Origin of the sequence: Thioalkalivibrio sp. ALJ12 (genome assembly GCF_000378305.1) — a bacterium.
In the GTDB taxonomy this organism is placed as follows: Bacteria; Pseudomonadota; Gammaproteobacteria; order Ectothiorhodospirales; family Ectothiorhodospiraceae; genus Thioalkalivibrio.
Map to the genome: position 1 here is coordinate 642,993 of NZ_KB899538.1, position 24,681 is coordinate 667,673.

20 protein-coding genes are annotated in these 24,681 nt (G+C 66.1%); 13 read left to right on the plus strand and 7 right to left on the minus strand.

The genetic code is table 11. From position 1 onward, the window contains the following. Positions 1-149 precede the first annotated feature (149 nt). The 8 genes from ccoN to ccoS all read left to right on the plus strand — a co-directional run bounded on the left by ccoN (position 150) and on the right by ccoS (position 9,053). A complete protein-coding gene (gene ccoN, locus F467_RS0103080) occupies positions 150-1,637 on the plus strand; it encodes a cytochrome-c oxidase, cbb3-type subunit I (protein ID WP_018138217.1) in 1,488 nt (495 codons plus the stop codon). An 18-nt stretch (positions 1,638-1,655) separates the two neighbouring features. Then, entirely contained in the window at positions 1,656-2,390 is a 735-nt protein-coding gene (gene ccoO, locus F467_RS0103085) for a cytochrome-c oxidase, cbb3-type subunit II (RefSeq protein ID WP_018138218.1), read from the plus strand. 29 nt (positions 2,391-2,419) lie between these two features. Next, positions 2,420-2,638, plus strand: coding sequence for a cbb3-type cytochrome c oxidase subunit 3 (locus F467_RS0103090; RefSeq protein ID WP_018138219.1), 219 nt, complete (start codon positions 2,420-2,422; stop codon positions 2,636-2,638). After that, a complete protein-coding gene (gene ccoP, locus F467_RS0103095) occupies positions 2,635-3,558 on the plus strand; it encodes a cytochrome-c oxidase, cbb3-type subunit III (RefSeq protein ID WP_018138220.1) in 924 nt (307 codons plus the stop codon). The genes F467_RS0103090 and ccoP overlap by 4 nt, the downstream gene beginning before the upstream one ends. A gap of 160 nt (positions 3,559-3,718) precedes the next feature. Further along, a complete protein-coding gene (gene ccoG / locus F467_RS0103100) occupies positions 3,719-5,119 on the plus strand; it encodes a cytochrome c oxidase accessory protein CcoG (RefSeq protein WP_018138221.1) in 1,401 nt (466 codons plus the stop codon). Between the two features lie 276 nt (positions 5,120-5,395). Further along, positions 5,396-6,223 carry a FixH family protein gene (locus F467_RS0103105; protein WP_018138222.1) on the plus strand — a complete coding sequence of 276 codons (828 nt, stop codon included), beginning with the start codon at positions 5,396-5,398 and terminating at the stop codon, positions 6,221-6,223. 15 nt (positions 6,224-6,238) lie between these two features. Beyond that, positions 6,239-8,800 (plus strand): heavy metal translocating P-type ATPase, encoded by a 2,562-nt coding sequence (locus F467_RS0103110; RefSeq protein ID WP_018138223.1) that lies wholly within the window; start codon positions 6,239-6,241, stop codon positions 8,798-8,800. Between the two features lie 31 nt (positions 8,801-8,831). Beyond that, positions 8,832-9,053, plus strand: coding sequence for a cbb3-type cytochrome oxidase assembly protein CcoS (gene ccoS / locus F467_RS0103115; protein ID WP_018138224.1), 222 nt, complete (start codon positions 8,832-8,834; stop codon positions 9,051-9,053). A gap of 291 nt (positions 9,054-9,344) precedes the next feature. Here ccoS and rpoH read toward each other — a convergent pair whose 3' ends face one another. The 4 genes from rpoH to ftsY form a co-directional block, all read right to left on the minus strand. Further along, entirely contained in the window at positions 9,345-10,214 is an 870-nt protein-coding gene (rpoH, locus tag F467_RS0103125; protein WP_018138225.1) for an RNA polymerase sigma factor RpoH, read from the minus strand. Between the two features lie 103 nt (positions 10,215-10,317). Then, positions 10,318-11,247, minus strand: coding sequence for an ABC transporter permease (locus tag F467_RS0103130; protein WP_018138226.1), 930 nt, complete (start codon positions 11,245-11,247; stop codon positions 10,318-10,320). Continuing rightward, positions 11,244-11,915, minus strand: a complete 672-nt coding sequence (gene ftsE, locus F467_RS0103135; RefSeq protein WP_018138227.1) for a cell division ATP-binding protein FtsE — start codon at positions 11,913-11,915, stop codon at positions 11,244-11,246. Before ftsE ends, F467_RS0103130 begins: the two co-directional genes overlap by 4 nt. A gap of 5 nt (positions 11,916-11,920) precedes the next feature. Further along, positions 11,921-12,964, minus strand: coding sequence for a signal recognition particle-docking protein FtsY (gene ftsY, locus F467_RS0103140; protein ID WP_018138228.1), 1,044 nt, complete (start codon positions 12,962-12,964; stop codon positions 11,921-11,923). Positions 12,965-13,053: 89 nt separating this feature from the next. Between ftsY and F467_RS0103145 the strand changes: the two genes are divergently transcribed. From F467_RS0103145 to F467_RS0103165, 5 genes are all read left to right on the plus strand, one after another. After that, entirely contained in the window at positions 13,054-14,442 is a 1,389-nt protein-coding gene (locus tag F467_RS0103145) for a pitrilysin family protein (RefSeq protein ID WP_018138229.1), read from the plus strand. Next, positions 14,442-15,776, plus strand: coding sequence for a pitrilysin family protein (locus F467_RS0103150; protein ID WP_018138230.1), 1,335 nt, complete (start codon positions 14,442-14,444; stop codon positions 15,774-15,776). The genes F467_RS0103145 and F467_RS0103150 overlap by 1 nt, the downstream gene beginning before the upstream one ends. A gap of 28 nt (positions 15,777-15,804) precedes the next feature. Next, positions 15,805-16,371, plus strand: coding sequence for a 16S rRNA (guanine(966)-N(2))-methyltransferase RsmD (gene rsmD, locus F467_RS0103155; RefSeq protein ID WP_255349322.1), 567 nt, complete (start codon positions 15,805-15,807; stop codon positions 16,369-16,371). A gap of 182 nt (positions 16,372-16,553) precedes the next feature. After that, positions 16,554-18,179: a BCCT family transporter gene (locus tag F467_RS0103160; RefSeq protein ID WP_018138232.1), complete on the plus strand. Its 1,626-nt coding sequence runs from the start codon at positions 16,554-16,556 to the stop codon at positions 18,177-18,179. A 9-nt stretch (positions 18,180-18,188) separates the two neighbouring features. Next, positions 18,189-19,070, plus strand: a complete 882-nt coding sequence (locus tag F467_RS0103165) for an NAD(P)-dependent oxidoreductase (protein ID WP_018138233.1) — start codon at positions 18,189-18,191, stop codon at positions 19,068-19,070. Positions 19,071-19,074: 4 nt separating this feature from the next. On the opposite strand, the gene F467_RS0103170 is transcribed toward F467_RS0103165, so the two are convergent. From F467_RS0103170 to purH, 3 genes are read right to left on the minus strand one after another with little or no spacing between them, the layout of a single operon-like run. Next, positions 19,075-21,561 (minus strand): glycogen/starch/alpha-glucan phosphorylase, encoded by a 2,487-nt coding sequence (locus F467_RS0103170; RefSeq protein WP_018138234.1) that lies wholly within the window; start codon positions 21,559-21,561, stop codon positions 19,075-19,077. A 40-nt stretch (positions 21,562-21,601) separates the two neighbouring features. Next, positions 21,602-22,891: a phosphoribosylamine--glycine ligase gene (gene purD / locus F467_RS0103175; protein WP_018138235.1), complete on the minus strand. Its 1,290-nt coding sequence runs from the start codon at positions 22,889-22,891 to the stop codon at positions 21,602-21,604. Positions 22,892-22,899: 8 nt separating this feature from the next. Beyond that, positions 22,900-24,465 (minus strand): bifunctional phosphoribosylaminoimidazolecarboxamide formyltransferase/IMP cyclohydrolase, encoded by a 1,566-nt coding sequence (purH, locus tag F467_RS0103180; protein WP_018138236.1) that lies wholly within the window; start codon positions 24,463-24,465, stop codon positions 22,900-22,902. Between the last annotated feature and the right edge of the window lie 216 nt (positions 24,466-24,681).

Genomic DNA, 24,681 nt, shown 5'->3' on the forward strand with positions numbered 1-24,681 from the left:
TCTCTGGCGCTGAAAGTTCCGCCTGACTTGGGGCTAATTCCGAGTGTTACAGGCGGTATTGGTTTTTTGTGCGTCTGGAATGGGGTAAAGTTCACGCCCCCCGAAACCATCGGGACATCCGTGTTCCCCGCAGCAAGGTGGAAAAAGTCATGTCGCAAGCAGCCACTACGGCGGGTTCCGTACCCGCAACGTCAGTCGCTTCAACCGAGCAGTACAACTACGCGATCGTCAAGCGTTTCGCGATTGCCGCCGTCCTCTGGGGCGTGTTTGGCATGGCGGCCGGGGTCTGGATTGCCTCGCAGCTCGCGTTCCCGTTCCTGAATTTCGATATCGCCCAGATCACCTTTGGCCGATTCCGTCCGGTACATACCACGGCGGTCATCTTTGGTTTTGGTGGTAATGCCCTGTTTGCGACGTCGTACTATGTCGTCCAGCGCACCTGTCAGACACGGCTGTACGGTGATTCGCTGGCGAGCTTCACCTTCTACGGGTGGAACCTGGCACTGATCCTCGGCGTGATCACCTACACCATGGGGATCACCCAGGGTCGCGAATACGCCGAGTTCAACTGGCAGATCGACCTGATCATCCTGGTCGTGTGGGTGGTCTACTTCTGGATCTACCTGCAGACCCTGCTGCGCCGGACCCAGCCGCACATCTATGTGGCGAACTGGTTCTTCATGTCGTTCATCCTGGCGACAGCCCTGCTGCACATCTTCAATAACCTGGAAGTGCCGGTCGGCATCTTCCACTCGCACTCCTACCCGCTGTTCTCCGGCGTGCAGGATGCGATGCGTCAGTGGTGGTACGGCCATAACGCGGTGGGCTTCTTCCTGACCGCGGCCTTCCTCGGGATGATGTACTACTTCGTGCCCAAGCAGGCCGGTCGACCGATCTACTCGTACAAGCTGTCGATCATCCACTTCTGGGCGCTGGTGTTCCTGTACATGTGGGTGGGCGCGCACCACCTGCACTGGACCGCCCTGCCGGACTGGGTCTCCACCCTGGCGGCGACCTTCTCCATCCTGCTGCTGCTGCCCTCCTGGGGTGGCATGATCAACGGCATCATGACCCTGTCGGGGGCCTGGGATAAGCTGCGCACCGACCCGATCATGCTGTTCCTGATCACCGCGCTGTCGTTCTACGGCATGTCGACCTTCGAAGGTCCGATGATGTCGCTGAAGAGCGTGAACGCGCTGTCGCACTACACCGACTGGACCGTCGGCCACGTGCACTCCGGTGCGCTGGGCTGGGTGGCGATGATCACCTTCGGTTCGCTGTACCACCTGATCCCGCGTCTGTGGGGCGTCAACCTGTACAGCCTCAAGCTTGTGTACGTGCACTTCTTCCTGGCGACCATCGGGATCGTGCTGTACATCACCGCGATGTGGGTGGCCGGTATCGGTCAGGGCCTGATGCTGCGTGCCTTCGACCAGTACGGGAACCTTGCCTACACCTTCACCGAGTCGGTGGTGTTCCTGCATCGTCCGTATGTGGTGCGTGCCATTGGTGGCGGGTTCTTCCTCGCCGGCATGCTGATCATGGCCTGGAACGTCGCCATGACTGTCCGCATGGGCATCAAGTCCGAAGCTCGCGAGCGTGAAGAAGCCCGCGCGGCCGAAGCCCGCACGGCCTGATAGGGAGAGACTAGATCCATGAAGCACGAAAGCGTTGAAACCAATGCCGGCCTGCTGATCATCCTGACGCTCGCGGTGATCAGTGTGGGCGGCCTGGTCGAGATTGTCCCGCTGTTCTACATCGACGATACGATCGAAGAAGTAGACGGCGTGCGCCCGTACACCCCGCTGGAGCAGCGCGGGCGTGACATCTTTGTCCGCGAGGGCTGCTACACCTGCCACTCGCAGATGGTGCGCCCGTTCCGTGACGAGATGCTGCGCTACGGCCACTACTCGCTGGCGGCGGAGTCCAAGTACGACCATCCGTTCCAGTGGGGCTCCAAGCGTACCGGGCCGGACCTGGCGCGCGTCGGTGGCAAGTACTCCAACGAATGGCAGGTCCAGCATCTGATTGACCCGCAGTCGCTGGTGCCCGAGTCGATCATGCCCGGTTATCCTTGGCTGGCGACCACGCCGCTGGACTACTCCGATGTCGCGGCGCGCATGCGTGCCCTGAAGCGCGTCGGCGTTCCGTACTCGATTACCGAGGAAGAGTACGAGGCCAATGTCGAGAAGTTCGGCGAACAACACGCCCGGATGTTCGACATCAACAACGCCGAAGAGATGCTGATCGAGCAGGCGCAGGCCGAGAACTTTGACGGCGACTCCTCGTTCATCTCCGAGATGGATGCCATGGTGGCCTACCTGCAGGTGCTCGGCACCATGGTTGATTTCAGCGAATACGACGACGGCCACTTCGCCGAATTCCGTTAGGGAATTCGGCCCGGCCAAGGTTGGGAGACATGGCAGCAGCCTGGGAATGGATTACGGATCTCGGCAACAGCAAGATGTTTGCGCTGGTGCTGTTCATGAGCACGTTCATCGGGATCGTGATTTACCTGTTCGCCAAGCCGAGCCGGGCCAAGAAGTTCGAGACGTATCGCTACATTCCTCTGGAAGAAGATGATTCGCACCTGGAGCCCACGGCCCGGCGCGACAAAACCGAGAGCGAAAAGCAATGAGCACACAGGACAACCGCGATAAGAACCAGGTCGAGACCACCGGGCACGTCTGGGACGGGGACCTTCAGGAATACAACAACCCGCTCCCGCGCTGGTGGCTGTGGGGCTTCTACGCCACGGTCGTGTTCGCGCTGGTCTACTGGCTGATCTATCCGGCCTGGCCTATCGGCGACAGCTTCACCAAGGGCTTTGCCACCATCACCTACGAGGTGAACGGCGAAGAGCGCACCACGCACTGGAACACCCGTGCCCTGCTGGCGCGCGACATGCAGACCGGCGAGTACGCGGTGCGCCAGCGCGAGATGCTGGAGCAGGTCGCCAGCCAGGACTACGAGACGATCCTGGCCGATGCCGACTCCATGAGCTTCGTCAACGCGTACGCCCAGGGTTCCTTCGGGACCTGGTGTGCGGCCTGTCACCAGGTCGGCGGCGCGGGTGTGATCGGGCAGTATCCGAACCTGCGCAACGACCACTGGAAGTGGGGCGGCACGGTCGAGCAGATCGAGCACACCATCCGTGAAGGTCGTCTGGGCTACATGCCGGGGTATCGCGACACGCTGACCCGCGATCAGATGAACGAAGTGGCGGCCTACGTCCTGTCGCTGAATGATTACGACGTTGACTCCGACATGTCCGATGCCGGCGAGCGGATTTTCGCCGGCATGGAAGGCGGCTGCTTCCAGTGCCACGGTGAGGATGGCCAGGGCCTGGCCTCACAGGGCGCGCCGAATCTGACCAACAACATCTGGGGCCTTATCGACGTGCAGGGTGCGGAGAGTGACTCCGAGCGCCTGCGCCTGGTGGCCAACTTCGTCCGTGATGGCATCCAGCGCGAGATGCCGGGATTTGCCGACCGCCTGTCGGACGACGAGATCAAGATGCTGACGGCGTACGTCCATTCGCTGGGCGGCGGTCAGTAAACGCATTGCTCCCGGGGTTCACCAGCGGGTGAGTCCCGGTTCGCACTACAGGGGTTCCGCACGGGTTTCTTGACGGCCGTCCGGGCCCCTGCTTCCGTTGGGGAGACACTCCCTCGCACATGGTGGTGTGCGCACGCCGGGTTCATTCCCGGGAGGATTCATGGCGCAAGGCCAGCCAATCTACGAGGCTCGCATTCCGATCCACCCGCGATCGGTCAAGGGCCGTTTTCGCAACCTCAAGACCGGGATCCTTCTCCTGGCCTACGGGGTGTTCTTTGGCCTCCCCTGGCTGCGCTGGGACCGAGAATACGGTCCGAGCCAGGCGGTGCTGTTCGATATCCCCAACCGACAGTTCTTCCTGTTTGATCTGGTCGTCTACGCCCAGGACATCTTCTGGCTGGCGGGCTTCCTGGTCGTCGCGGCGCTATTGCTGTTCTTTGTCACCGGCGTGCTGGGTCGGGTCTTCTGTGGCTATTTCTGCTTCCAGACGCTTTGGACCGACGTGTTCATGTACCTGGAGCGCAAGATCCAGGGCGAGCGGCCGGCCCGTCTCCGCCTGTCCAAGCAGCCCTGGAATGTCGAGAAGCTCTGGAAACTGGGCGCGACGCACCTCTCCTGGCTCCTCGTCGCCTTTGCCACGGGGCTCGGCTTCGTCCTGTACTGGGCTGATGCCCCGACTCTGGCACGCGACTTCTTCAGCGGTGATGCCCGGTTCGCCGCGTACGTGACTGCGGGCCTGCTGACCGCCACCACCTATACCTTTGCCGGGTTGGCGCGCGAACAGGTCTGTACCTTCATCTGTCCGTACGCCCGATTCCAGAGCGTGATGTTCGATCGCGATACCCTGATCGTTTCCTATGACCAGAACCGCGGCGAGGGCTCAGCGGGTCGCGCGAAGGTGAAAGCGGGCCTGAAGACCCGAGAGGGGCGACAGGCGGCCGGGGTCGGTGACTGCATCGATTGCGGGTACTGCGTCCAGGTGTGTCCTACAGGGATCGACATCCGCGATGGGCTGCAGGTCTCGTGTATCCACTGTGCCCTGTGCATTGATGCCTGCGACACCATCATGGACAAACAGGGCTGGCCCCGCGGCTTGATCGGCTATTCGTCGGAGCGTGAGCTCGAAGGCGGCAAGACCCGCTGGCTGAAGGGCAAGACGCTTGGATACGGGGCGGCGGTGCTAGTGGTCGTCGGTGCGCTGGTCTTCAGTATCCTCGAACGCCCGCCGGTCGATGTGAACGTCAACCAGGTGCGACAGCCGCTATTCGTGCAGATGTCCGACGGTCGGGTGCAGAACAGCTACGAATTGCGCCTGAACAACGTCTCCGACCAGAAGCTCGATTTTACGCTCGATATCGATGGGCTCGAGGGCGCGACGCTCGACCTGGGCCAGGTCGAGCAGATCCGGCTTGAACCCGGCCAGCGGCTGACCGTACTGGCCCGCATACGCCACGACGTGGAGGCCGGGGCGGATTCGCCGCTCCGCTTCTATTTCGTGATCCGCGATCGCGAGGGACGGATCGACCCGGTCGAGGCCGATGCCCGCTTCAGCCACCGCTGACCGCGCGGCCAGGGAAACGCTGAATTATCGGCGTTTCCCTGCGGCACATGGACGTGCCGCCGGAAATCGACCACCGCAGGTGGTTGATTTCGAAGCAAGCTGCAAATCCCTTTGCTCGTGCAAAGGCCGAAAGACGGTGAAGCGCCGCGTGCGGCTCTGAAAGCCAGGACGGCTTTATTGAGCGCTTTTATAAGATACGACAATCCGGCTGGCGAAACTGGCGCGCCGCCAACCGAGTGATACCCTGCTGCGCCGGAACGACACGATGAAGACATCATGAGCAATCTCGTCATCTCCCTTGGACTGGGCAGCGCCGCGCTCGCGCTGCTGTTTGCGCTGATCTACAAGTTCACCCGTCTGCGCGCCTACAACACGGCCGCCGTGGTGGTGGCGATCATGCTGTTCGTGTTCATCCCGACCTCCATCCTCACCTGGCAGGGCGCGGATGTGTTCGCGATCCATCTCGCGCTGTACATCATCGTGCCCTACGGGCTGGGCATCATCCTCACCCAGAAGGAGGCGGAAGCCGAGGACGGACAGAAGGGATCGTTCAGCCTGCACTGGGCGCCGCTGGTGATTGTCGGCTTTTTTACGATCATCGCGTCGGTCCAGGCGGTCCTGATCACGCTCGCCCACAACGGCATGCCGGAGCGCTTTATCGGCACCCTGCTGCCCGAGCCCGAGACGCCGGCCGAGCGCGTGACCTCGGCCTTCCCCGGGACTGTCGGCGGCATCCAGGAGCGCGACGAGGCCCTCGCCGTGCACCGCATGACGCGGCTCCAGGAACAGCGCGAACTGGGCTGGCAGGTGCGCCAGGGCTGGGTGGAAACCCCGGTCGAAGGGGAGAGCGCCACCTTCCAGGTGGAAGTCCTGGATGCCGAGGGGCGTCCGATCTCCGATGCCGATATCAGTGGCCTGTTCATGTGGGTCGCCGACGAACGCCGCGACCAGGCCTTCGAGATGCAGTCGATCGGTGAAGGGCTCTATCAGGTCGAGCTGTCACTGCCATCGCCGGGGCGCTGGGACCTGCGCTTCCATATCGAACACGACGGCCAGCTGGTCGAACAGCAGGCGCGCACCCGCGTTCGCGGCCAGTCCAGCTAATCTCGCCGACCGCCGGTGAGCGGATCACGCCCCGAGCCCGATTCCACGGCCACGCCCGCTGACACGGGTGGTGGCTGTTTTCACTGTGGTCTGCCGATTCCGGGCGGTGCGCATTACCCGGTCCTGTTCGAGGGACGCGAGCAGTCAACCTGCTGTCCCGGCTGCCAGGCGGTCGCCGGGGCGATCATCGAGCGCGGCCTGGGCGCTTACTATCACCATCGTCCGGCGCCGCCCGGGCAGGCCGGCGAACCCCTGGTCCCCGACGAGCTGCGGGAGCTCGAACTCTTCGATACCGAGGCCGTCCAGCGTTCGTTCGTGACACCGGCATCAGACGCCGCCACCAGCGGCGGCCCCCGGCTCGAGGCGGCACTGATCCTCGAGGGGATCACCTGCGCCGCCTGCGTCTGGTTGAACGAGCGCCATGTGCAGTCCCTGCCGGGCGTGATCGCCTTCAGCATCAACTACTCGACCCATCGCGCCCGCCTGGTCTGGGACCCGGAGCGCATCGCCCTGTCCGCGATCCTCAAGGCGATCCGCGATATCGGTTACCACGCCCACCCGTACGATCCGGGCACCCGCGAGAAGGCGATTGCCCGCGAACGCGGTGTGGCGCTGCGCCGGATCGGGGTGGCCGCGCTCGGCATGATGCAGGTGATGATGCTGGCCCTGGCCATCTGGCTGGGCGAGGACGACGCCCAGCATGCCGACCTGATGCAGTTCATGCGCTGGGTGGCAGCGGCCCTGACTACCCCCGTGGTCTTCTACTCGGCCATCCCGTTCTACCAGAGCGCATGGCGCGATCTGCGCCAGCGAAGGCTCGGCATGGATGTTCCGGTGAGCCTGGCGATCATCGTGACCTACGTGGCCAGTCTTTACGCGGTCCTGCTCGGGACCGGCGAGCATGTCTACTTCGAGTCGGTCGTCATGTTTGTCTTCTTCCTGCTGACCAGTCGCTACCTCGAGTTGATCGCGCGACAGCATGCGAGCCAGGCCATCGATCGCCTGGATCGACTGGTGCCGGCCCTGGCCCATCGACTGGATGCCGGCGGCCAGGAGGAGCCCGTGGCCCTTGGCGACCTGAGCCCCGGCGACCGTGTACGCGTCCGGCCCGGAGAGTCGGTCCCGGCCGATGGCGTGGTCGCCCAGGGGCGTTCCACCATTAACCGTGCCTTGCTGACTGGCGAACCGGATCCCGAGCCGGTTGCCGCGGGCGACGAAGTCGTGGGCGGCACCGTCAATGTCGATGGGCCGCTGGTCGTGGAGGTCCGCCGCGTCGGCGCCGAGACCACGCTGGCCGCGATCCAGCGCCTGCTCGATCGCGCGCAGAGTGAGAAACCCCGGATCGCCCGTCTCGCCGAGACCGGGACCGGCTGGTTTGTCGGGGCGGTCCTGCTCCTGACCGCCCTCGCAGGCCTCGTCTGGTATGCCTGGATCGACCCCAGCCGGGCGCTGTGGGTGATGGTGGCGATGCTGGTCGCCACCTGTCCCTGCGCATTGGCGCTGGCAACACCCGTCGCGCTCACCGCGACCACGGGCACGCTGTCACGCCTGGGGCTCCTGGTAACGCGCGGCCGCACCCTGGAGGCCCTGGCGCGTGTCGATACCGTCTGCCTGGACAAGACGGGCACCCTGACCGAGGGCCGCCCGCGCCTCGTGGCACAGCAGGATCATGTGGCGCCGCCACCAGGGCAGGACTGGCGCACGTGGGCCGCGGCGCTGGAGGCCCATTCGGAACACCCTCTATCGCGGGCCTTCCGTGAGGCCGTGCCCGCCCCCGGCGTGGCTGCCCGGGCCGTCCATAACGAGCCGGGCAGTGGACTGGTCGGCCAGATTGACGGGCGCGAGGTGGCGATCGGGGGGCGCGGAATGCTGTCGCAAGCGGACCCTCCGGCCGCCGAGGCCCCGGCGGATAGTCCGTTCGCCTCGCCGGTCTGGCTGGTGGTGGATGGTCAGCCGGTTGCGACCTTCTGGCTCGCCGACACGCCACGACCCGAGGCGGCCGAGACGGTCGCGACGCTGCGCGCGCGCGGGCTCGAGGTGATACTCCTGACCGGCGACCGTCCGGAGGCGGGGCAGCGCTTCGCTGAGCACCTGGGTATCGACCGGTTCCATGGCGGCCTGACGCCGGAGGACAAGCTGCGCCATGTACGCGACCTCCAGGCTGAGGGCCGCACCGTGCTGATGGCCGGGGAGGGAATCAACGACGCGCCGGTGCTCGCGGGGGCGGATGTCTCCCTGGCCATGGGTGGTGGTACCCGTCTGGCGCAGACCCAGGCCGATCTCGTGCTAACTTCCGACCGCCTGGATCGGTTGCCGGAAGCACTGGATCAGGCCCGCCGCACGACGCGAATCGTGCGCCAGAACATTGCCTGGGCCATCGGCTACAATGCAGTCGCCCTGCCGTTTGCCGCTGCCGGCCTGCTCACGCCCTGGCTGGCCGCGTTGGGGATGTCGATGAGTTCCCTGCTGGTGGTGGGCAATGCCCTGCGTCTGCGTCCGGGGCGCGACCGTGTGGCCGCTCCGCGCGAGCACGCCAGTCGTGCGCCTGCCGAGGCGTCTGCCTCGCCCCCGGGTTGAGGCTCGGCGCAGGACGGGTAGACTGGTCGCCATGTCGATTCTTTACCTGTTGATCCCGCTGGCGATGCTGTTTGCCCTGGTCGTGGGGATGGTCCTGCTGTGGGCGATACGGTCGGGTCAGTACGATGACCTCGAGGGTCCGGCGCACCGTATCCTGATGGATGACGATGATCCGCGGATCCCGACTACCGAAGACGACGAGAAGGACCAGACTTCCAGGGAGACGCAGCGACCGGAAGACCGACCGCGCTGATCCGGAAACTTGCGCCGGGGCCTCCTGCCGCTTAACCTTTACCCATTCTTAAATCGATGTGTGTTGAGGGCTTTGGCTATGCGTGAGTGGTTTACCTTTGCGAACTTCCCGTTGACGTTCACTGCCGCCCTGATCATCTGGTCCTGGATCAGCTTCTTCTCGGTGATCCTGTTCGGCGGCTGAGCCAGGGATTCCCGCGCGCCGCGTGAGCGGCGCCGGAAGCCATCAAAAAGGCCCCGATCGCATAAGCGGTCGGGGCCTTTTTCGTTGGGGGGTTGCCTGGGTAGCGAATCAGTCGGCGAACGCGGTGCGGATGCGCTTGATCGCGTTGTTCTCGATCTGTCGGATGCGCTCGGCGGAGACGCCATACTCGGCCGCCAGTTCATGCAACGTCGCTTTGGGCTCGCTCATGTAGCGGCGCGCCAGGATGTCGCGGGAGCGTTCGTCCAGCTCGCCCAGGGTGCTTGCCAGCCGCTCCTGGTAATGGCGGTCCCAGTCCTCGTCCTCGGCCACCTGCGCCGGGTCGTCGCTCATGTCCTCGAGGCTCAGCCGCTGGGCCGGGGCCAGGTAGCTGTGCTCGTCGTCGCTGTCGGGCGCGGGATCAAAGCTCGCGTCCTGACTGGACAGGCGCCGTTCCATCTCCCAGACGTCATTCTCGGATACCCCGAGGTCCCTGGCGACCGCCGAGACCTCGTCGTTCGACATCCAGCCGAGGCGCTGCTTGGCGCTGCGCAGGTTGAAGAACAGCTTGCGCTGCGCCTTGGTCGTCGCCACCTTCACAATGCGCCAGTTGCGCAGGATGAACTCGTGGATCTCGGCGCGGATCCAGTGCACCGCGAACGAGACCAGGCGCACCCCCTGGTTCGGGTCGAAGCGCCGCACGGCCTTCATCAGGCCGACGTTACCTTCCTGGATCAGGTCGCCCAGGGGCAGGCCGTAGCCCTGGTAGCCGCGGGCCACATGCACGACGAAGCGCAGGTTGTGCAGGATCAGCTGGCGCGCCGCGTCCAGGTCGCTGCGTTCTTGCAGCGACCGGGCGAGTTCGCGCTCGTGTTCCGGGTCCAGAACCTCGATCCGGCTGACCGCCTGCATGTAATGGTCCAGGTTCCCGACGGGAACGGGCAGGTCTGCATGCACGGTTGCCAGGGCCTTGCTGTTCATCGTGATGGATGCCTCCTGAGAATAAAGCCAGAGATTAGCACTCGTGTCAGTAGAGTGCTAAACCCGCTGAAAGTTCCGGGAGTTATTGCTGTTTCGCATGCGCTCAAGGCGCGTCGCGCAGCGCGTGGCCGCTGCCCAGTCGGGCACCCAGCCAGCCCAGTATCAGGCCCACCACGATCAGGCCCAGAAGATCTCCTGCATGCGGCAGGCGCAGGGTGAACTCCAGGTCGAATGCGGCAGCCGCCTCGGTCAGCGGTTCGCGGCTCAGCGCGACCCCCACCAGCAGCAGGATAACGCTGAAAACACCCCCACCGAACCCGGTCAGCACACCCCCGTACAGCGACGGACGGCGCAGAAACCGGTGGGTGGCGCCACTGATGCGCGAGATCGCGATTTCTTCCTGGCGCTCGCGCAGTTCCGAGGCGGTGGCGAGCGCCAGGATCAGTACGGCGCCGAGCCCCAGCAGCGCGGCAACCACGGACAGGATGCGCAGGCCCAGCTCGTGCAGGCTGTTGAGTTGGCGCACCCACTCGTCGTCGGCGACTACCCCGGCCTCGGGCGCTAACGCCCGCAGGTCGTCACGCAACGCCGCCACCGTATCCGGCTGGGTGCTGGCGGGAACGACGTCAATCACGTCCGGTAACGGGTTGTCCTCCAGCCAGTCGAGCAGTTCCGGGTCCGGCAGGCTGTCGCGGTAGGCGCCCAGTGCGGTGTCGGCGTCGATGCGCTCCCAGCGAGCAACACGTTCGTCATCGTCCAGCGCATCCTCGAGCCGCCCGGCCGTCTCTTCGTCGACATGATCGAGATAGAGCGCGATGCGCGGGTCGTGGTCGACATGCGCTGACAGGGCGCGCGCGTTGTCCAGCAGGACCCAGAGATAGGCAGGGAGCGCGAGGATGAAGCCCAGTACCGCGATGGTGATCAGGCTCAGGACCGGGGCCTGCAGTCGCCGGCCAAGACTGCGCCGGGCGGCATCGCGGTGGCTGTCCAGCCAGGCCGGTAGGGCATCAATCAGGCGGCGCCCGGGTCTCATGCGCTCGCCCCGCCGCGAGCCTCGATGCGGCCATTTTCCAGGTGCAGCACCGGTTTGCCCATGCGGCCGATCAGTTCCTGGTCATGGCTCGCGATCAGGGCGGTCATGCCGACGCGGTTGAAGTCGTCGAACAGCGCGAGGATCTCCTCCGAAAGGGCCGGGTCCAGGTTGCCGGTCGGCTCGTCCGCAAGCAGCAGTACCGGCCGGTGCACGATGGCCCGGGCGATGCCGACGCGTTGCTGCTCCCCTGCGGACAGGGTGCGCGGGTTGACCGTCTCCTTGTGCAGCAACCCGACCTTGTCCAGCGCCGCGCGCACCCGCTTGCGCATCTCCGGGCGACGGTAGGCCAGGATCTCCAGCGGCAGGGCGACGTTGTCGAACACGGGGCGGTCGAACAGCAGGCGATGGTCCTGGAAGACCAGGCCGATGCTGCGGCGAAAGCGCGGGATGGCCCGAGCCGACAGGCGGTCCAGTTCGTGCCCGTTCACGCGGATGCGGCCGCGGGTCGGGCGTTCCAGACCGGCGATCAGGCGCAGCAGCGTACTCTTGCCGGCCCCGGACGGGCCGGTGACAAAGGCCATCGCGCCGGCATCCACGCGCAGGCTGACATTGGACAGCGCATCGGCCGCGCTGCCAAAGCGCTTGGTTACGCGCTGCAACTGGATCATGCCGGCTAGTTTTCCTCGCGACCCAGCAGTGCCCGGACGAACGCGCGGGCATCAAAGCGCTGCAGGTCTTCGGCCTTCTCGCCCACGCCGATAAAGCGCACCGGTACCCCCAGTTGCTCGGCCAGCGCGAACAGAACGCCGCCCTTGGCGGTACCGTCCAGCTTGGTGACCACGATCCCGGTCAGCCCCAGGGCCTCGTGGAACTGCCGTGCCTGGCTCAGCGCGTTCTGGCCGGTGCCGCCGTCGACCACCAGCAGCACCTCGTCCGGGGCGCTTTCGTCCAGCCGGCCCATCACGCGCTTCACCTTGCGCACTTCGTCCATCAGGTTGGTCTGGGTGTGCAGGCGTCCTGCGGTATCGGCGATCAGGATTTCGGTCTTGCGCGCCTGGGCGGCCTGGAGGCCGTCGTAGACCACGGAGGCCGAGTCGGCCCCGGTCCCCTGGGCGATCACCGGGACGCCATTGCGTTCGCCCCAGGTCTGCAGCTGTTCCACCGCGGCCGCGCGGAAGGTGTCCCCGGCGGCCAGCAGCACCGAGCGGCCCTCGTCCTTGAAGCGATGCGCCAGTTTGCCGATCGTGGTGGTCTTGCCAGCACCGTTGATGCCGACCACCAGGATCGAAAACGGCCGCTCGGCCTGCGGGATATCCAGCGGCCGCGAGACCGGTTCCAGGATCTCCACCATCGCGGTCTCGAGCGCGTCCATCAGCGCGTCGGCGTTGTCCAGCTCGCGCCGTTTTACCTCGCGGGTGATACGATCCATGATCCGCTGGGTCGCATCCAGGCCGACATCGGCCAGGAGCAGGCGCTCTTCCAGTTCCTCGAACAGCTCGTCGTCGATCTTGCGCCGGAACAGGCTCTTGAGGTCGCCGCCGAGGGCCTGGCCGGTCTTGGCCAGGCCCTGGCGCAGGCGCTGGAACCAGCCGCCACGGGCCGGTTGCGCGTCGGGTTCCGGCTCGGGTGCCGCCGCGGTTTCCGGCGGGGCCTCCGGCGTGGTATCCGGGCTGGGCGTGGCGGATTCTTCGGATTTCTTCTTGCGGAAACCGAACATGTTTCAGGTGGTCCAGTAGAAAGTGTTCATGCTAGCACGGGGATCGTATTGCAATGCGTAGAGCAGTGCTCGGAAGTCTCGTTGGATGGATGGCCGTCTGGCTGATCAGTGCCAGTGTCGTGGCCGGGGAGTTGGAGATCGAATCGGATGTGGTGGAAGCCACGCTCGACAACGGTCTGACCGTGCTGGTCCTGGAGGACCGGCGTGCACCGGTGGTGGCCAACATGGTCTGGTACCGCGTCGGCTCCGCCGATGAACACAGCGGCATCACCGGTATCTCGCACATGCTGGAACACATGATGTTCCGCGGTTCGGAGAAGTACGAGCCGGGCGAGTTCTCGCGGATCGTTGCGCGCCTGGGCGGGCGCGAGAACGCCTTTACCGGGCGCGACTATACCGGCTACCACCAGGTGATCGGCTCCGACCACTGGGAGACCGTGATGGCCATGGAGGCCGAGCGCATGCGGCACCTGAAGCTGCAGGAAGACGAGTTCCGTCCGGAGCTGCGGGTCGTGCAGGAGGAGCGGCGCCTGCGTGTGGAGGATCAGCCGAATTCTCTGCTGCGCGAGCAGTTGATGGCGACGGCCTTCTTCAACCACCCGTACGGCCAGCCCGTGATCGGCTGGATGACCGACATCGAGGCCTACACCCTGGAAGATCTGCAGGACTGGTATGACCGCTACTACCACCCCAGCAACGCGGTGGTCGTCGTCGTCGGCGATGTCGATGCCGACGAGGTCATCGCGGCTGCCGAGAAGCACTTCGGTGCCATCCCCAGCGGCAATGTGCCCGAGGCCAAGCCGCGCCGGGAGACCCCGCAGGCCGGGGAACGCCGGATTACGGTGCAGGCCCCGGCCCAGGTCCCGTTTCTGATGATGGGCTGGAAGACCCCGGTGCTGAATACACTGGACTCGCACGAGGACGCCTACGCTCTGCTGGTGGCTGCCGGGATCCTGGATTCGGGCGAGGCCTCGCGCTTCGCGCGCGAGCTGGTCCGGGGGCAGGAGCTGGCGAGCGCCACCTCGGCGCGCTACAGCCCGTTCGCACGGCTGGACGACCTGTTCATGGTCGCCGCCGTGCCGACCTCGGACACGGATGTCGAGACCCTGGAGCGGGCCCTGCTGGACGAGATCGATCGCCTGGCCGAGGAACCCGTGGATGATCGCGAACTGGAGCGCGTGCAGGCGCGGGTGATCGCCTCGGAGGTCTTTGAACGCGATTCCGTGCGTGCCCAGGCCTTCCAGCTGGGCATGCTCGAGACTGTTGGCGTTGGCTGGCGGGAGAACGATCGTTTCCTGGAGCGGGTACGCGAGGTGACGGCCGAAGATGTCCAGCGCGTGGTGCGCGAGTACCTGGTGCCCGAGCGGCGCACGGTCGGGATCCTCGACCCGCAGCCGATGGATGACGAAGAGGCCCCGGCACCCGGGCCTTACGGCGCCCCGGATCTCGATGGCGGCTATCCGGAGGGGGATCACTAATGCTGCACGCACTCAAGAAACTCTCGCGTCGTTCCCGGTTGGCGGCGCTGGCCCTGGTCCCGCTGACCCTGCTGGTGATGCCGGTGCAGGCGGTGGAGATTGATCGCTGGGAAACCGACGAGGGTCTGCGCGTCCTGTATGTCGAGGCGCCGGACCTGCCGATGGTGGATCTGCGCCTGACCTTCGATGGTGGCGCGGCACGCGATGGTGATCTGCCCGGGCTGGCGATGATGACCTCCCGTGGTCTGCGCCACGGCACCGAGGAGATGGATGCCTCCGAACTGGCCGAACGCTTCGAATCGGTGGGCGCCCGCTTCAGTACCAGCTCCCTGCGGGATATGGCGATCGTCAGCCTGCGCACCCTGACCGAGCCGGACTGGATGGAGACGTCGGTCGGCACCCTGGCCGACGTACTGTCCGCCCCCGCCTTCCCCGAGGGCGATTTCGAGCGCAGCCGCCGACAGGCCCTGCAGTCCCTGCAGCGCGAGCGCCAGGAACCGGCCGTGGTGGCCAGCCGGCGATTCTACGAACTGATGTATGAAGACCACCCCTATGGCAGCTGGCCGGGCGGCGAGGTCGATACGCTGGAGGCGATCACGCGCGATGATGCCCGGGCCTTCTTCGAGCGTCACTACGCGGCGGGGAACGGCTCGCTGGCGATCACCGGCGGGGTAAGCCGCGAGCAGGCCGAGGAGCTGGCCGCCCGGATCTCGGCCGCGCTGCCCCGTGGCGATGCAGTTGACCCGTTGCCGCCGGTGCCAATGCGCGAGGAGCCGGTGGAGGAGCGCATCGCGTTCCCGTCGGAGCAGGCGCACATCTTTATGGGGGCCCCGGCCCTGCGCCGCGGCGACGAGGCGCACTTCGCCCTGACGCTGGCCAATCATGCCCTGGGCGGGGGCGGATTTACCTCGCGCCTGTTCCAGGAGGTGCGCAGCGCCCGCGGGCTGGCCTACTCGGTGCACAGCCGCTTCCAGCCGATGGCGGTCGAAGGCCCGTTCGTGATCAATATGCAGACGGGCGTGGACCAGACGGACGAGGCCGTGGAGGTCCTGCGCGAGCAGGTCCTGCGCTGGCACGCCGAGGGGGTGGACCCTGAAGAGATGGAGGCCTCGCGCGAGAACGTGATCAACTCGTTCCCCTTGTCGCTGGCCTCCAACAGCGACATCGTCAGCCTGCTCGGCATGATCGGTTTCTACGGACTCTCCGATGACTATCTGGAGCGCTATGTCGAGCGCATGCAAGCGGTGGAGCTGGAGACTATGAACACCCAGCTGGCCGACCGTCTCAACCCCGAGGCCCTGGTCACGGTCATTGTCGGTGGCCAGGAAGACTAGGCGCGGCCCGCCAGGGCGCAGCGCGCGTATCCGCATCATTGGGGGTGCCTGGCGCCGCCAGTGGTTGCCGGTGCCGTCCGTCGGGGGGCTGCGCCCGACCGCGGATGCCCAGCGCGAGACCCTGTTCAACTGGCTGCAGCCGCAGCTGCCGGGGGCGCGAGTGCTGGACCTGTACGCCGGCACGGGTGCCCTGGGGTTCGAGGCCGCCTCGCGGGGCGCGCGTCAAGTCTGGCTGGTCGAGCGCGACGCGCGGGCGGCGGCCCAGCTCGAGGCCAACCGTGAACGCCTGGGGGCCACCCAGGTGCATATCCGGTGTGATGATGTGGCCCGTTTGCTGGGCCAGCCCCCGGAGGGCGGCCCCTTCGATGTCGTGTTTCTCGACCCTCCCTTTGGTCAGGGCCGGGTGGCCCCGACGCTCGCCGCGCTGGCCGCCCAGGGCTGGTTGAGCCTCGGTGCACGCGTCTACGCGGAACTGGAGTCGGAGGTCGACCCGGGCTTCGTGGAGGAGGGGGGGTGGGCGATCGAGCGCGAACGCGTGTGCGGGCAGGCGCGCGGCCTCCTGCTCACACGCAGCGGCGGCGAGGACGACCCGTGAAGTGTTTTGCAGTTTGCCGGGGCATTGGCTACGGTAGGAACGTCGTCCGCCGGCCCTGTTTCGCCGGCTGAGCGCGTCCCCGAACGTCAGGCGCACGGGAAGGCTCGGGATGCAAGGTCCCGAGGTGTGCCCAACACGCCGGTGCGGCGTTTGAACGCAACACAAGAATAGGGGAGCCAAGCATGGAAGAACCGTCTTCAAGCCCGGGGCTGAACCAGACCCGGATCGCCGGCTTCGGCATCATTTGCAGCCCGGTGTTCTGGATCTCCAGTGCCGTGATCGCGGCATTCGTCCTGTTCGGGGCGATCTTCCCGGACACGGCGGAGCGCATCTTCGAGAAGCTGCAGACCGGTATCTCCGAGTATCTCGGCTGGTACTACGTGCTGGTCGTGACGGTCTTCCTGGTCTTTTCCGTGTACCTGATGTTCTCGCGCTACGGGGGCATACGGCTCGGAGACCAGTTCGAGGCGCCGCGTTTCAGCTACGCCGCGTGGTTCGCGATGCTCTTCTCCGCAGGCATGGGGATCGGGCTGCTGTTCTGGAGCATTGCCGAGCCGATGTACCACTACCTGGATCCGCCGCATGCCGATGGCGAGACCAGCGCGGCCGCGGCCGAAGCGATGCGCTACACCTTCTTCCACTGGGGGCTGCATGCCTGGGCGATCTACATCGTCGTTGGGCTGTCGCTGGCCTACTATGCCTACCGGCATAACCTGCCCCTGCTGATTCGCTCCTCGCTTTATCCGTTCATCGGGGACCGCATCTATGGCCCCTGGGGGCACCTGATCGACATCGTGGCCCTGTTCGGGACCATGTTCGGGGTGGCCACCTCGCTGGGCCTCGGGGTCATGCAGATCAACTCGGGTCTGAACTACGTGTTCGGGATCGAGGAATCCACGGCCATGCAGATCATCCTGGTCGCGATCATTACTCTGATCGCAGTGGGCTCGGTCGCCCTCGGGGTAGATCGCGGCATCAAACGGCTTTCCAATTTCAATATCGGGCTGGCGGTGATCCTGCTCGCGCTGTTGCTGATCATGGGGCCGACACTGTTCATCCTGCGCTTGCTGGTGGAGTCGACCGGTGTTTACGTGCAGCACCTGCCCGAGATGAGTCTGTGGGCCGATACCATCGACGAGACTGGCTGGGCCACCGCCTGGACCATCTTCTATTGGGGCTGGTGGATCTCCTGGGCCCCGTATGTCGGCATGTTCATCGCCCGTGTCTCGCGCGGGCGCACGATCCGTGAATTCGTGGCCGGCGTGCTGCTGGCGCCGACGGCCGCCGCCTTCGTCTGGCTTTCGGTGTTCGGCGGTACCGCGATGGGCTACGAGGTGGGTGGCGTGGCCAATATCTCCGGCGCGGTCGAGGAGAGCGTGTCCACCGCGTTGTTCGCGACGATCGAGGCGATGCCGCTGTGGGACTGGCTGGCGGTGCTGGCCATGGCCGCGGCCACGGTGCTGATCGTGACCTTCTTCGTCACCTCCTCGGACTCCGGCTCGCTGGTAATCGACACCCTGGCCTCGGGTGATGTGCGCAACCCGACCGTGACCCAGCGGGTCTACTGGGCGATCCTTGAGGGGATCGTGGCGTCGATCCTGTTGCTGGCGGGGGGGCTTGCCGCCCTGCAGGCAGCGGCGATCAGCGTCGGCCTGCCGTTCTCGGTGGTGATGCTCGTGATGGTGGTCGGGCTGTGGAAGAGCCTGCATTCCACCGAGGCCGTGACGCCCACCAAGTACCAGAAAGAGGCGCCACCGCCGCATACCCTGCTGGGGTATACGGAGGACCTGGACGACAAGATCAAGTAGGAGGTCACTATGGCTGCGTCCCGCGTGGCGCTGCTGGGCTGCGGGCTCATGGGGCAACCCATGGGCCTGCGTCTTTTGCGCGCCGGTTTTTCCGTCGAGGCCTACAACCGCACCCCGGAGCGTGCCAGCGACCTGGCCAGCGAGGGGGTAACGGTACACACCGAGCCGGCGGCGGCCGTCGCCGGAGCCGATACCCTGGTGCTGATGCTCTCGGATGCCGCCGCGATCCAGGCGGTGCTGAGGGCGTTGCCGGAAGGCGCGCTGAACGGGCGTTGCGTGATCCAGATGGCGACGATCCTGCCGGCCGAGAGCCGCCAGCTGGCCGAGCACCTGCGCCGCTCTGGGGCCTGTTATGTCGAGGCGCCAGTACTGGGGTCGGTCCCGGAAGCGCGCGAGGGCCGCTTGCTGGTCATGGCCGGCGCCGATACGGAGGCGGATTTCGATCGCGCGCGTCCGGTCCTCGCGGCGCTGGGCGAGAACCCGCGGCATGTCGGTCCGGTGGGGCAGGGCGCGGCCCTGAAGCTCGCATTCAACCAGCTGATCGCCAGTCTGACCGCCGCCTTTTCCCTGAGCCTGGGGCTGGTCCGCCGTGAAGGGGCGAACGTTGATACCTTCATGGATATCCTGCGCGAGTCGGCGCTGTATGCGCCGACCTTCGACAAGAAGCTCGACAAGATGCTCTCCGGTGACTTCGGTACGGCGAACTTCCCGGTCAAGCACCTGCTGAAGGACGTGCGCCTGGCCGAGCGCGCCGCAGAGGACGCGCAACTGATCGGCCCGTGGCTCCCACTGCTGGCGGAGCTACTGGAGCAGGCGCAGGATCGCGGGCTGGCGAATGCCGACTACTCCGCGATCTACAGCGCGATCGCCCCCGAGCCCTCGGCACACTGACCCGTCAAGCGGCCCCGTTGGTCTTGGAGGGGGCAACCGGCTCCGGGGTGACGTCCCAGATCTGGTTGGCGTAGTCGCGCACCGTGCGGTCGATGGAGAAAAAGCCCATGCGAGCGACATTGTGGATCGCCGCCTCGGCCCAGGCGGCCGGGTCCGCGTACAGGGCATCGGCCCGATCACAGGCCTCCGCGTAGGCCGAGTAGTCGGCCAGTACGAAGAACGGATCGTCTTCGCGCAGGTAGCGCCCCAGTTCGCGGTGGGTATCCGCGTCGTTGCAGGTAAAGAACCCCGACTCGATCATGTCCACCGCGGCTGCCAGGTCGGGTGTGCGCTTCAGGATGGCGGATGGTTGTTCGCCACGGGCGCGGTGCTCGACCACTTCTTCGGCGGTCATCCCGAAGATGAAGACGTTCTCGTCGCCAACCGCATCGCGGATCTCGATGTTGGCGCCATCCAGCGTGCCGATGGTCAGGGCCCCGTTCAGCGCCAGTTTCATGTTGCCGGTGCCGGAGGCCTCGAAGCCGGCGGTGGAGATCTGCTCGGAGATGTCCGCGGCCGGGATGATGATGCTGGCGGAGCTGACCTCGTAGTTCGGGAAGAACACGCACTTCAGGCGATCGCCAACGGCCGGGTCGTGGTTCACGATGTCGGCCACCTCGTTGATCACCTGGATGATCGCCTTGGCGCGGGCGTAGCCCGGTGCGGCCTTGCCGCCGAACAGCACCACGCGCGGCGGGATGTCCTCGCCGGCGCGGATGCGACGGTACAGGTCCACCACGTGCAGGAGCTTCAGCAGCTGGCGCTTGTACTCGTGGATGCGCTTCACCTGAACGTCAAACAGCACGTCCGGGTTCAGCTCCACGCCGGTGCGTTCGCGCACCAGGTCCGCGAGCCGGGCCTTGTTGGCGCGCTTCACCGCCATGAATTCGCGCTGCAATTCCGGATCGGTGGCGTAGGGTTCCAGTGCGCGCAGGCGCTCCAGGTCGTATTGCCAGTCGTTGCCGATACGTCGGCCCAGGAGCTCGGTCAGGGCCGGGTTGGACTGGATCATCCACAGCCGTGGCGTCACGCCGTTGGTTACGTTGACGAAGCGCTCCGGCCAGAGCTCGAAGAACTCCTCGAACAGGGTCTCCTGCAGCAGGCGCGTATGCAGTGCGGCGACGCCATTGATGTGGTGCGAGCCAACCACCGCCAGGTGCGCCATGCGGACCCGGCGCTCGCCTTCCTCGTCGATGATCGACAGGCGCGCCAGGCGGTCGTTGTCCCCCGGGTAGCGATGCCGGACCTCTTCCAGGAACTCGTGGTTGATCTGGTAGATGATGCCCATGTGGCGCGGCAGCACGTGCTGCATCAGCGGGACCGACCAGGTCTCCAGCGTCTCGGGCATCAGGGTGTGGTTGGTATAGGCAAAGGTCCGCCGGGTCAGATCCCAGGCGCGATCCCAGGCTACTTCGTGGTGATCGACCAGCAGCCGCATCAGTTCGGCCACGGCGATCGCGGGGTGGGTGTCGTTCAGCTGGATCGCGGCCTTGTCCGGCAGGGCGTCCAGCGGGTAGCCCAGCCCCAGGTGGCGTTCGAGGGCGTCCTGCAGCGAGGCAGAAACAAAGAAGTATTCCTGCTTCAGGCGCAGTTCCTTGCCGATCGCGGTGGCGTCGTTCGGGTACAGCACCATGGAGATGGTCTCGGACTCGTTCTTGTCCGCGACCGCCCGGATGTAATCCCCTTCGTTGAAGTAGCGCAGGTCGAAGTCGCGGGTTGCCTTGGCGGCCCACAGGCGCAGGTTGTTCACGTTGCGTCGCCCGTAGCCCGCGGTCGGATAGTCGTAGGCCATGGCCAGGACTTCCTCGCCGTCTTCCCAGGTGTAACGGGTCTCGCCGTTCGGATGATGGTGCTCGACCACGTAGCCGTAGAAGTGGATCGAGTACTTGCGATCCGAGCGCGGGAACTCCCAGGGGTTGCCGTAACGCAGCCAGTTGTCCGGGTGTTCGACCTGGCGGTGGGGCTCGAACTCCTGGCGGAACATGCCGTACTCGTAGCGGATGCCATAGCCATAGCCGGGATAGCCCTGGGTGGCCAGTGACTCCAGGATGCAGGCCGCGAGTCGACCGAGGCCGCCGTTGCCCAGAGCCGCGTCGTCCTCGAGATCCACGATCTGGTCGAGATCCACGCCGAGGTCACTCATTGCCTGGCGCGCCTCGTCGAGGATGCCCATGTTGCGCAGATTCGCCTCGAGCATGCGCCCGATCAGGTACTCCATCGACAGGTAGTAGACGCGCTTGACGTCTTCTTCGGCGAACTGGCGGCGGGTCAGCAGGCGGCGTTCCACCATGCGCTCGCGGATGGCGAAGGCCAGGGCCTCGAGCCAGTCGCGGTGGGTGGCTTTGCGCGGGTCTTCACCCACCACGCGGACGATGGCATCGCGAATCGATTGCCGCAGGCCCTCCACGTCATTGGGGAGGTGAGGCAGGTGCGTTACTTCGGGGGCGGCCATTCGGCGGTCTCCAGAATAGGGTGTGGGCCGCCGCCCGGGATCATCCCTCGCGAGCGACGGCGCGATAGCCGATATCTGTCCGGCAGTATATATCCTCGAAGTGGATCCGGTGCACGGCCTCGTAGGCCTTTTTTTGGGCGGATCTCACGTCCCTTCCAAGGCCCACGACGCAAAGCACGCGGCCCCCGGCGGTCACGACCGCGCCATCTTCGCGCGTTGCGGTCCCGGCATGAAATACGTAGGCCTCGGGGTCATTCTCCACCGCTTCGAGCCCGGTGATCGCGTCGCCCTTGCGGTAGGCGCCCGGGTATCCTCCGGCGGCCAGTACCACGCCGAGGGCGACGCGGGCATCCCAGTGTGCTTCGATCTGGTCCAGGCGCCCGTCCAGCGCGGCCTCGACCAGATCGGTCAGGTCCGACTCCAGGCGACTCAGGATCGGCTGGGTCTCCGGGTCGCCGAAGCGGCAGTTGAACTCCAGCACCTTCGGATTGCCCTCGGCGTCGATCATCACGCCGGCATAGAGAAAGCCGCTATAGCGTTCGCCATCGGCGGCCATACCGCGCACGGTCGGTTCGATGACCTCGCGCAGGATACGCGCGTGCAGCGCGTCTGTGACCACCGGGGCCGGCGAGTAGGCGCCCATGCCGCCGGTGTTCGGCCCCTGGTCTCCATCGTCGCGTGCCTTGTGGTCCTGTGAGGAGGCCAGCGGCAGCACATGCTCGCCGTCCACCATGCAGATGAAGCTGGCCTCCTCGCCGCGCAGGAATTCCTCGATCACCACACGATGACCCGCTTCGCCAAAGGCGTTGCCGGCCAGCATGTCGCGCACCGCTGCGCAGGCCTCGTCCTCGGTCTGCGCGAGGATCACGCCCTTGCCGGCGGCCAGCCCGTCGGCCTTGACCACGATCGGGGCCCCGTGGGTCTTGATGAAGTCCAGCGCGGCCGCCTCGTCCTCGAAGCTGCCGTAGGCGGCGGTGGGGATGCCGTGGCGCTGCATGAAGTCCTTGGCGAAGCTCTTGGAGCCCTCGAGCTGCGCGGCCTTCGCCGTCGGGCCGAAGCAGCGCCGGCCCGCGGCGCGGAAGGCATCCACCACGCCGGCAACCAGCGGCGCCTCCGGGCCGACTACCGTGAATGCAATGTCTTCGCGCTCGGCCAGGGCCAGCAGGCCATCGATGTCGGTGACGTCCACCGCGTGGTTCTCGCACTTGTCCGTGCGCGCGGTGCCGGCATTGCCGGGGGCGACCAGCACGCGCTGTACGCGCGAGGACTGGGCCAGTTTCCAGGCCAGGGCATGCTCGCGGCCGCCGTTCCCAATAACGAGTACGTTCATCACGGACCTCAGTGGCGGAAGTGGCGCATGCCGGTGAACAGCATCGCGATGTCGTGTTCGTTGGCGGCGGCGATTACCTCATCGTCGCGCATCGAGCCGCCCGGCTGGATCACGGCGGTGATGCCGGCCTCGGCGGCTGCGTCGATGCCGTCGCGGAATGGGAAGAAGGCGTCCGAGGCCATCACCGAACCGGCGACCTGCAGGCCCTCGTCCGCCGCCTTGATGCCTGCGATCCGCGCGGAATAGACCCGGCTCATCTGGCCGGCGCCAACCCCGATGGTCTGTTCGTCACGCGCATAGACGATGGCATTCGACTTCACGTACTTCGCGACCTGCCAGGCGAAGCACAGGTCCCGGGTCTCCTGCTCGGAAGGGGCCCGCGCGGTCACGGTCTTCAGTTCCGCATCCGCGAGCGAGCCACGATCGGCGTCCTGTACCAGCAGTCCGCCCCCAATCCGCTTGTAGTCGAGCCCCAGGGCCGTGGCGGCCGGCGGGATCTCCAGTACCCGGACGTTCTTCTTGGTGGCGAGGGCGCGCAGCGCGCCCGGGGTGATTTCCGGGGCGATCACGACCTCCACGAACTGGCGGCTGACGATTGCGTGTGCGGTATCGCCATCCAGCGGGCGGTTGAAGGCGATGATGCCGCCGAAGGCCGAGGTGGGGTCGGTCTGGAAGGCGCGTTCGTAGGCCATCAGCTGGGTCGGGGCGACGGCCACGCCGCAGGGGTTCGCGTGTTTCACGATCACGCAGGCCCCGGCCTCGAACTGGCGCACGCATTCCCAGGCCGCGTCGGCATCGGCCAGGTTGTTGTAGGACAGGGACTTGCCCTGGTGCTGGCGGTAGCTGGCCAGCGAGCCGGGTGCCGGTGCGGGATCGCGATAGAACGCGGCGCGCTGGTGCGGGTTCTCGCCGTAGCGCAGCGCCTCGACACGCTCGAAGGTGGCATTAAGCTGGCCCGGGAAGGATTCCGCCTCGCCGTCCTCGTCCAGCGCCGAGAGGTAGTTGCTGATCGCCGCGTCATAGCGGGCGACATGGTCGAAGGCCGCCACCGACAGGCGAAAGCGCAGGGGCGCCGGGACCTCGCCGTGCTCGGTCAGGGTATCGACGATGGCGCCGTACTGGTCCGGGCTGGTGGCGACGGCCACGTCGCGATAGTTCTTGGCCGCCGCGCGCAGCATCGCCGGCCCGCCGATGTCGATGTTTTCGATCGCCTCCTCCAGTGTGCAGCCGGGCCGCGCGACCGTCGCCTCGAACGGATAGAGGTTCACGACCAGCAGGTCGATCGGCGGGATCTCCTGCTCGGCCATCACGTCGGCGTCGATATCGCGCCGCCCGAGCAGCCCGCCGTGGATGCGCGGGTGCAGGGTCTTCACCCGGCCATCCATGATTTCGGGGAAGCCTGTGTGCTGCGAGACTTCGGTCACCGGCAGGCCTTCCTCGGCCAGCAGGCGGGCGGTGCCGCCGGTGGACAGGAGTTCGACGCCCCGTTCGTGCAGGGCGCGCGCGAGCTCCGCTACGCCGGTCTTTTCGGATACGGATAACAGGGCGCGGCGGACGGGGCGGCTGGCGGTCATTCGGGGGCCTCTGGGAAAGGATCAAAAGCCCCCATTATAGCGAAGCTCGTCGGGAGGGGTGGTCCGTGTTCGAGGCCCCCGTGGCGGCCGCTCGCTCGTACTTTTGCGCAAAACAACTTGTAATTTTTGTGCAAAACCTTCAGGGTATTAAAACGATTTCGGAACCAAATCGCCCGCGACCCGACGCGTTGCGAGGCGCCGTTACCGTTTCCCCGA

Coding starts and splice junctions, on each gene's coding strand:
- F467_RS0103170 (WP_018138234.1), bottom strand. CDS start 21,561: ATGGCCGCCCCCGAAGTAACGCACCTGCCTCACCTCCCCAATGACGTG.
- ftsE (WP_018138227.1), bottom strand. CDS start 11,915: ATGATCCAGTTGCAGCGCGTAACCAAGCGCTTTGGCAGCGCGGCCGAT.
- F467_RS0103130 (WP_018138226.1), bottom strand. CDS start 11,247: ATGAGACCCGGGCGCCGCCTGATTGATGCCCTACCGGCCTGGCTGGAC.
- F467_RS0103160 (WP_018138232.1), top strand. CDS start 16,554: ATGGAAGAACCGTCTTCAAGCCCGGGGCTGAACCAGACCCGGATCGCC.
- rpoH (WP_018138225.1), bottom strand. CDS start 10,214: ATGAACAGCAAGGCCCTGGCAACCGTGCATGCAGACCTGCCCGTTCCC.
- F467_RS0103145 (WP_018138229.1), top strand. CDS start 13,054: ATGGCCGTCTGGCTGATCAGTGCCAGTGTCGTGGCCGGGGAGTTGGAG.
- F467_RS0103090 (WP_018138219.1), top strand. CDS start 2,420: ATGGCAGCAGCCTGGGAATGGATTACGGATCTCGGCAACAGCAAGATG.
- ccoG (WP_018138221.1), top strand. CDS start 3,719: ATGGCGCAAGGCCAGCCAATCTACGAGGCTCGCATTCCGATCCACCCG.
- F467_RS0103150 (WP_018138230.1), top strand. CDS start 14,442: ATGCTGCACGCACTCAAGAAACTCTCGCGTCGTTCCCGGTTGGCGGCG.
- ccoS (WP_018138224.1), top strand. CDS start 8,832: ATGTCGATTCTTTACCTGTTGATCCCGCTGGCGATGCTGTTTGCCCTG.
- ccoP (WP_018138220.1), top strand. CDS start 2,635: ATGAGCACACAGGACAACCGCGATAAGAACCAGGTCGAGACCACCGGG.
- ftsY (WP_018138228.1), bottom strand. CDS start 12,964: ATGTTCGGTTTCCGCAAGAAGAAATCCGAAGAATCCGCCACGCCCAGC.
- purD (WP_018138235.1), bottom strand. CDS start 22,891: ATGAACGTACTCGTTATTGGGAACGGCGGCCGCGAGCATGCCCTGGCC.
- purH (WP_018138236.1), bottom strand. CDS start 24,465: ATGACCGCCAGCCGCCCCGTCCGCCGCGCCCTGTTATCCGTATCCGAA.
- F467_RS0103165 (WP_018138233.1), top strand. CDS start 18,189: ATGGCTGCGTCCCGCGTGGCGCTGCTGGGCTGCGGGCTCATGGGGCAA.
- ccoN (WP_018138217.1), top strand. CDS start 150: ATGTCGCAAGCAGCCACTACGGCGGGTTCCGTACCCGCAACGTCAGTC.
- F467_RS0103105 (WP_018138222.1), top strand. CDS start 5,396: ATGAGCAATCTCGTCATCTCCCTTGGACTGGGCAGCGCCGCGCTCGCG.
- ccoO (WP_018138218.1), top strand. CDS start 1,656: ATGAAGCACGAAAGCGTTGAAACCAATGCCGGCCTGCTGATCATCCTG.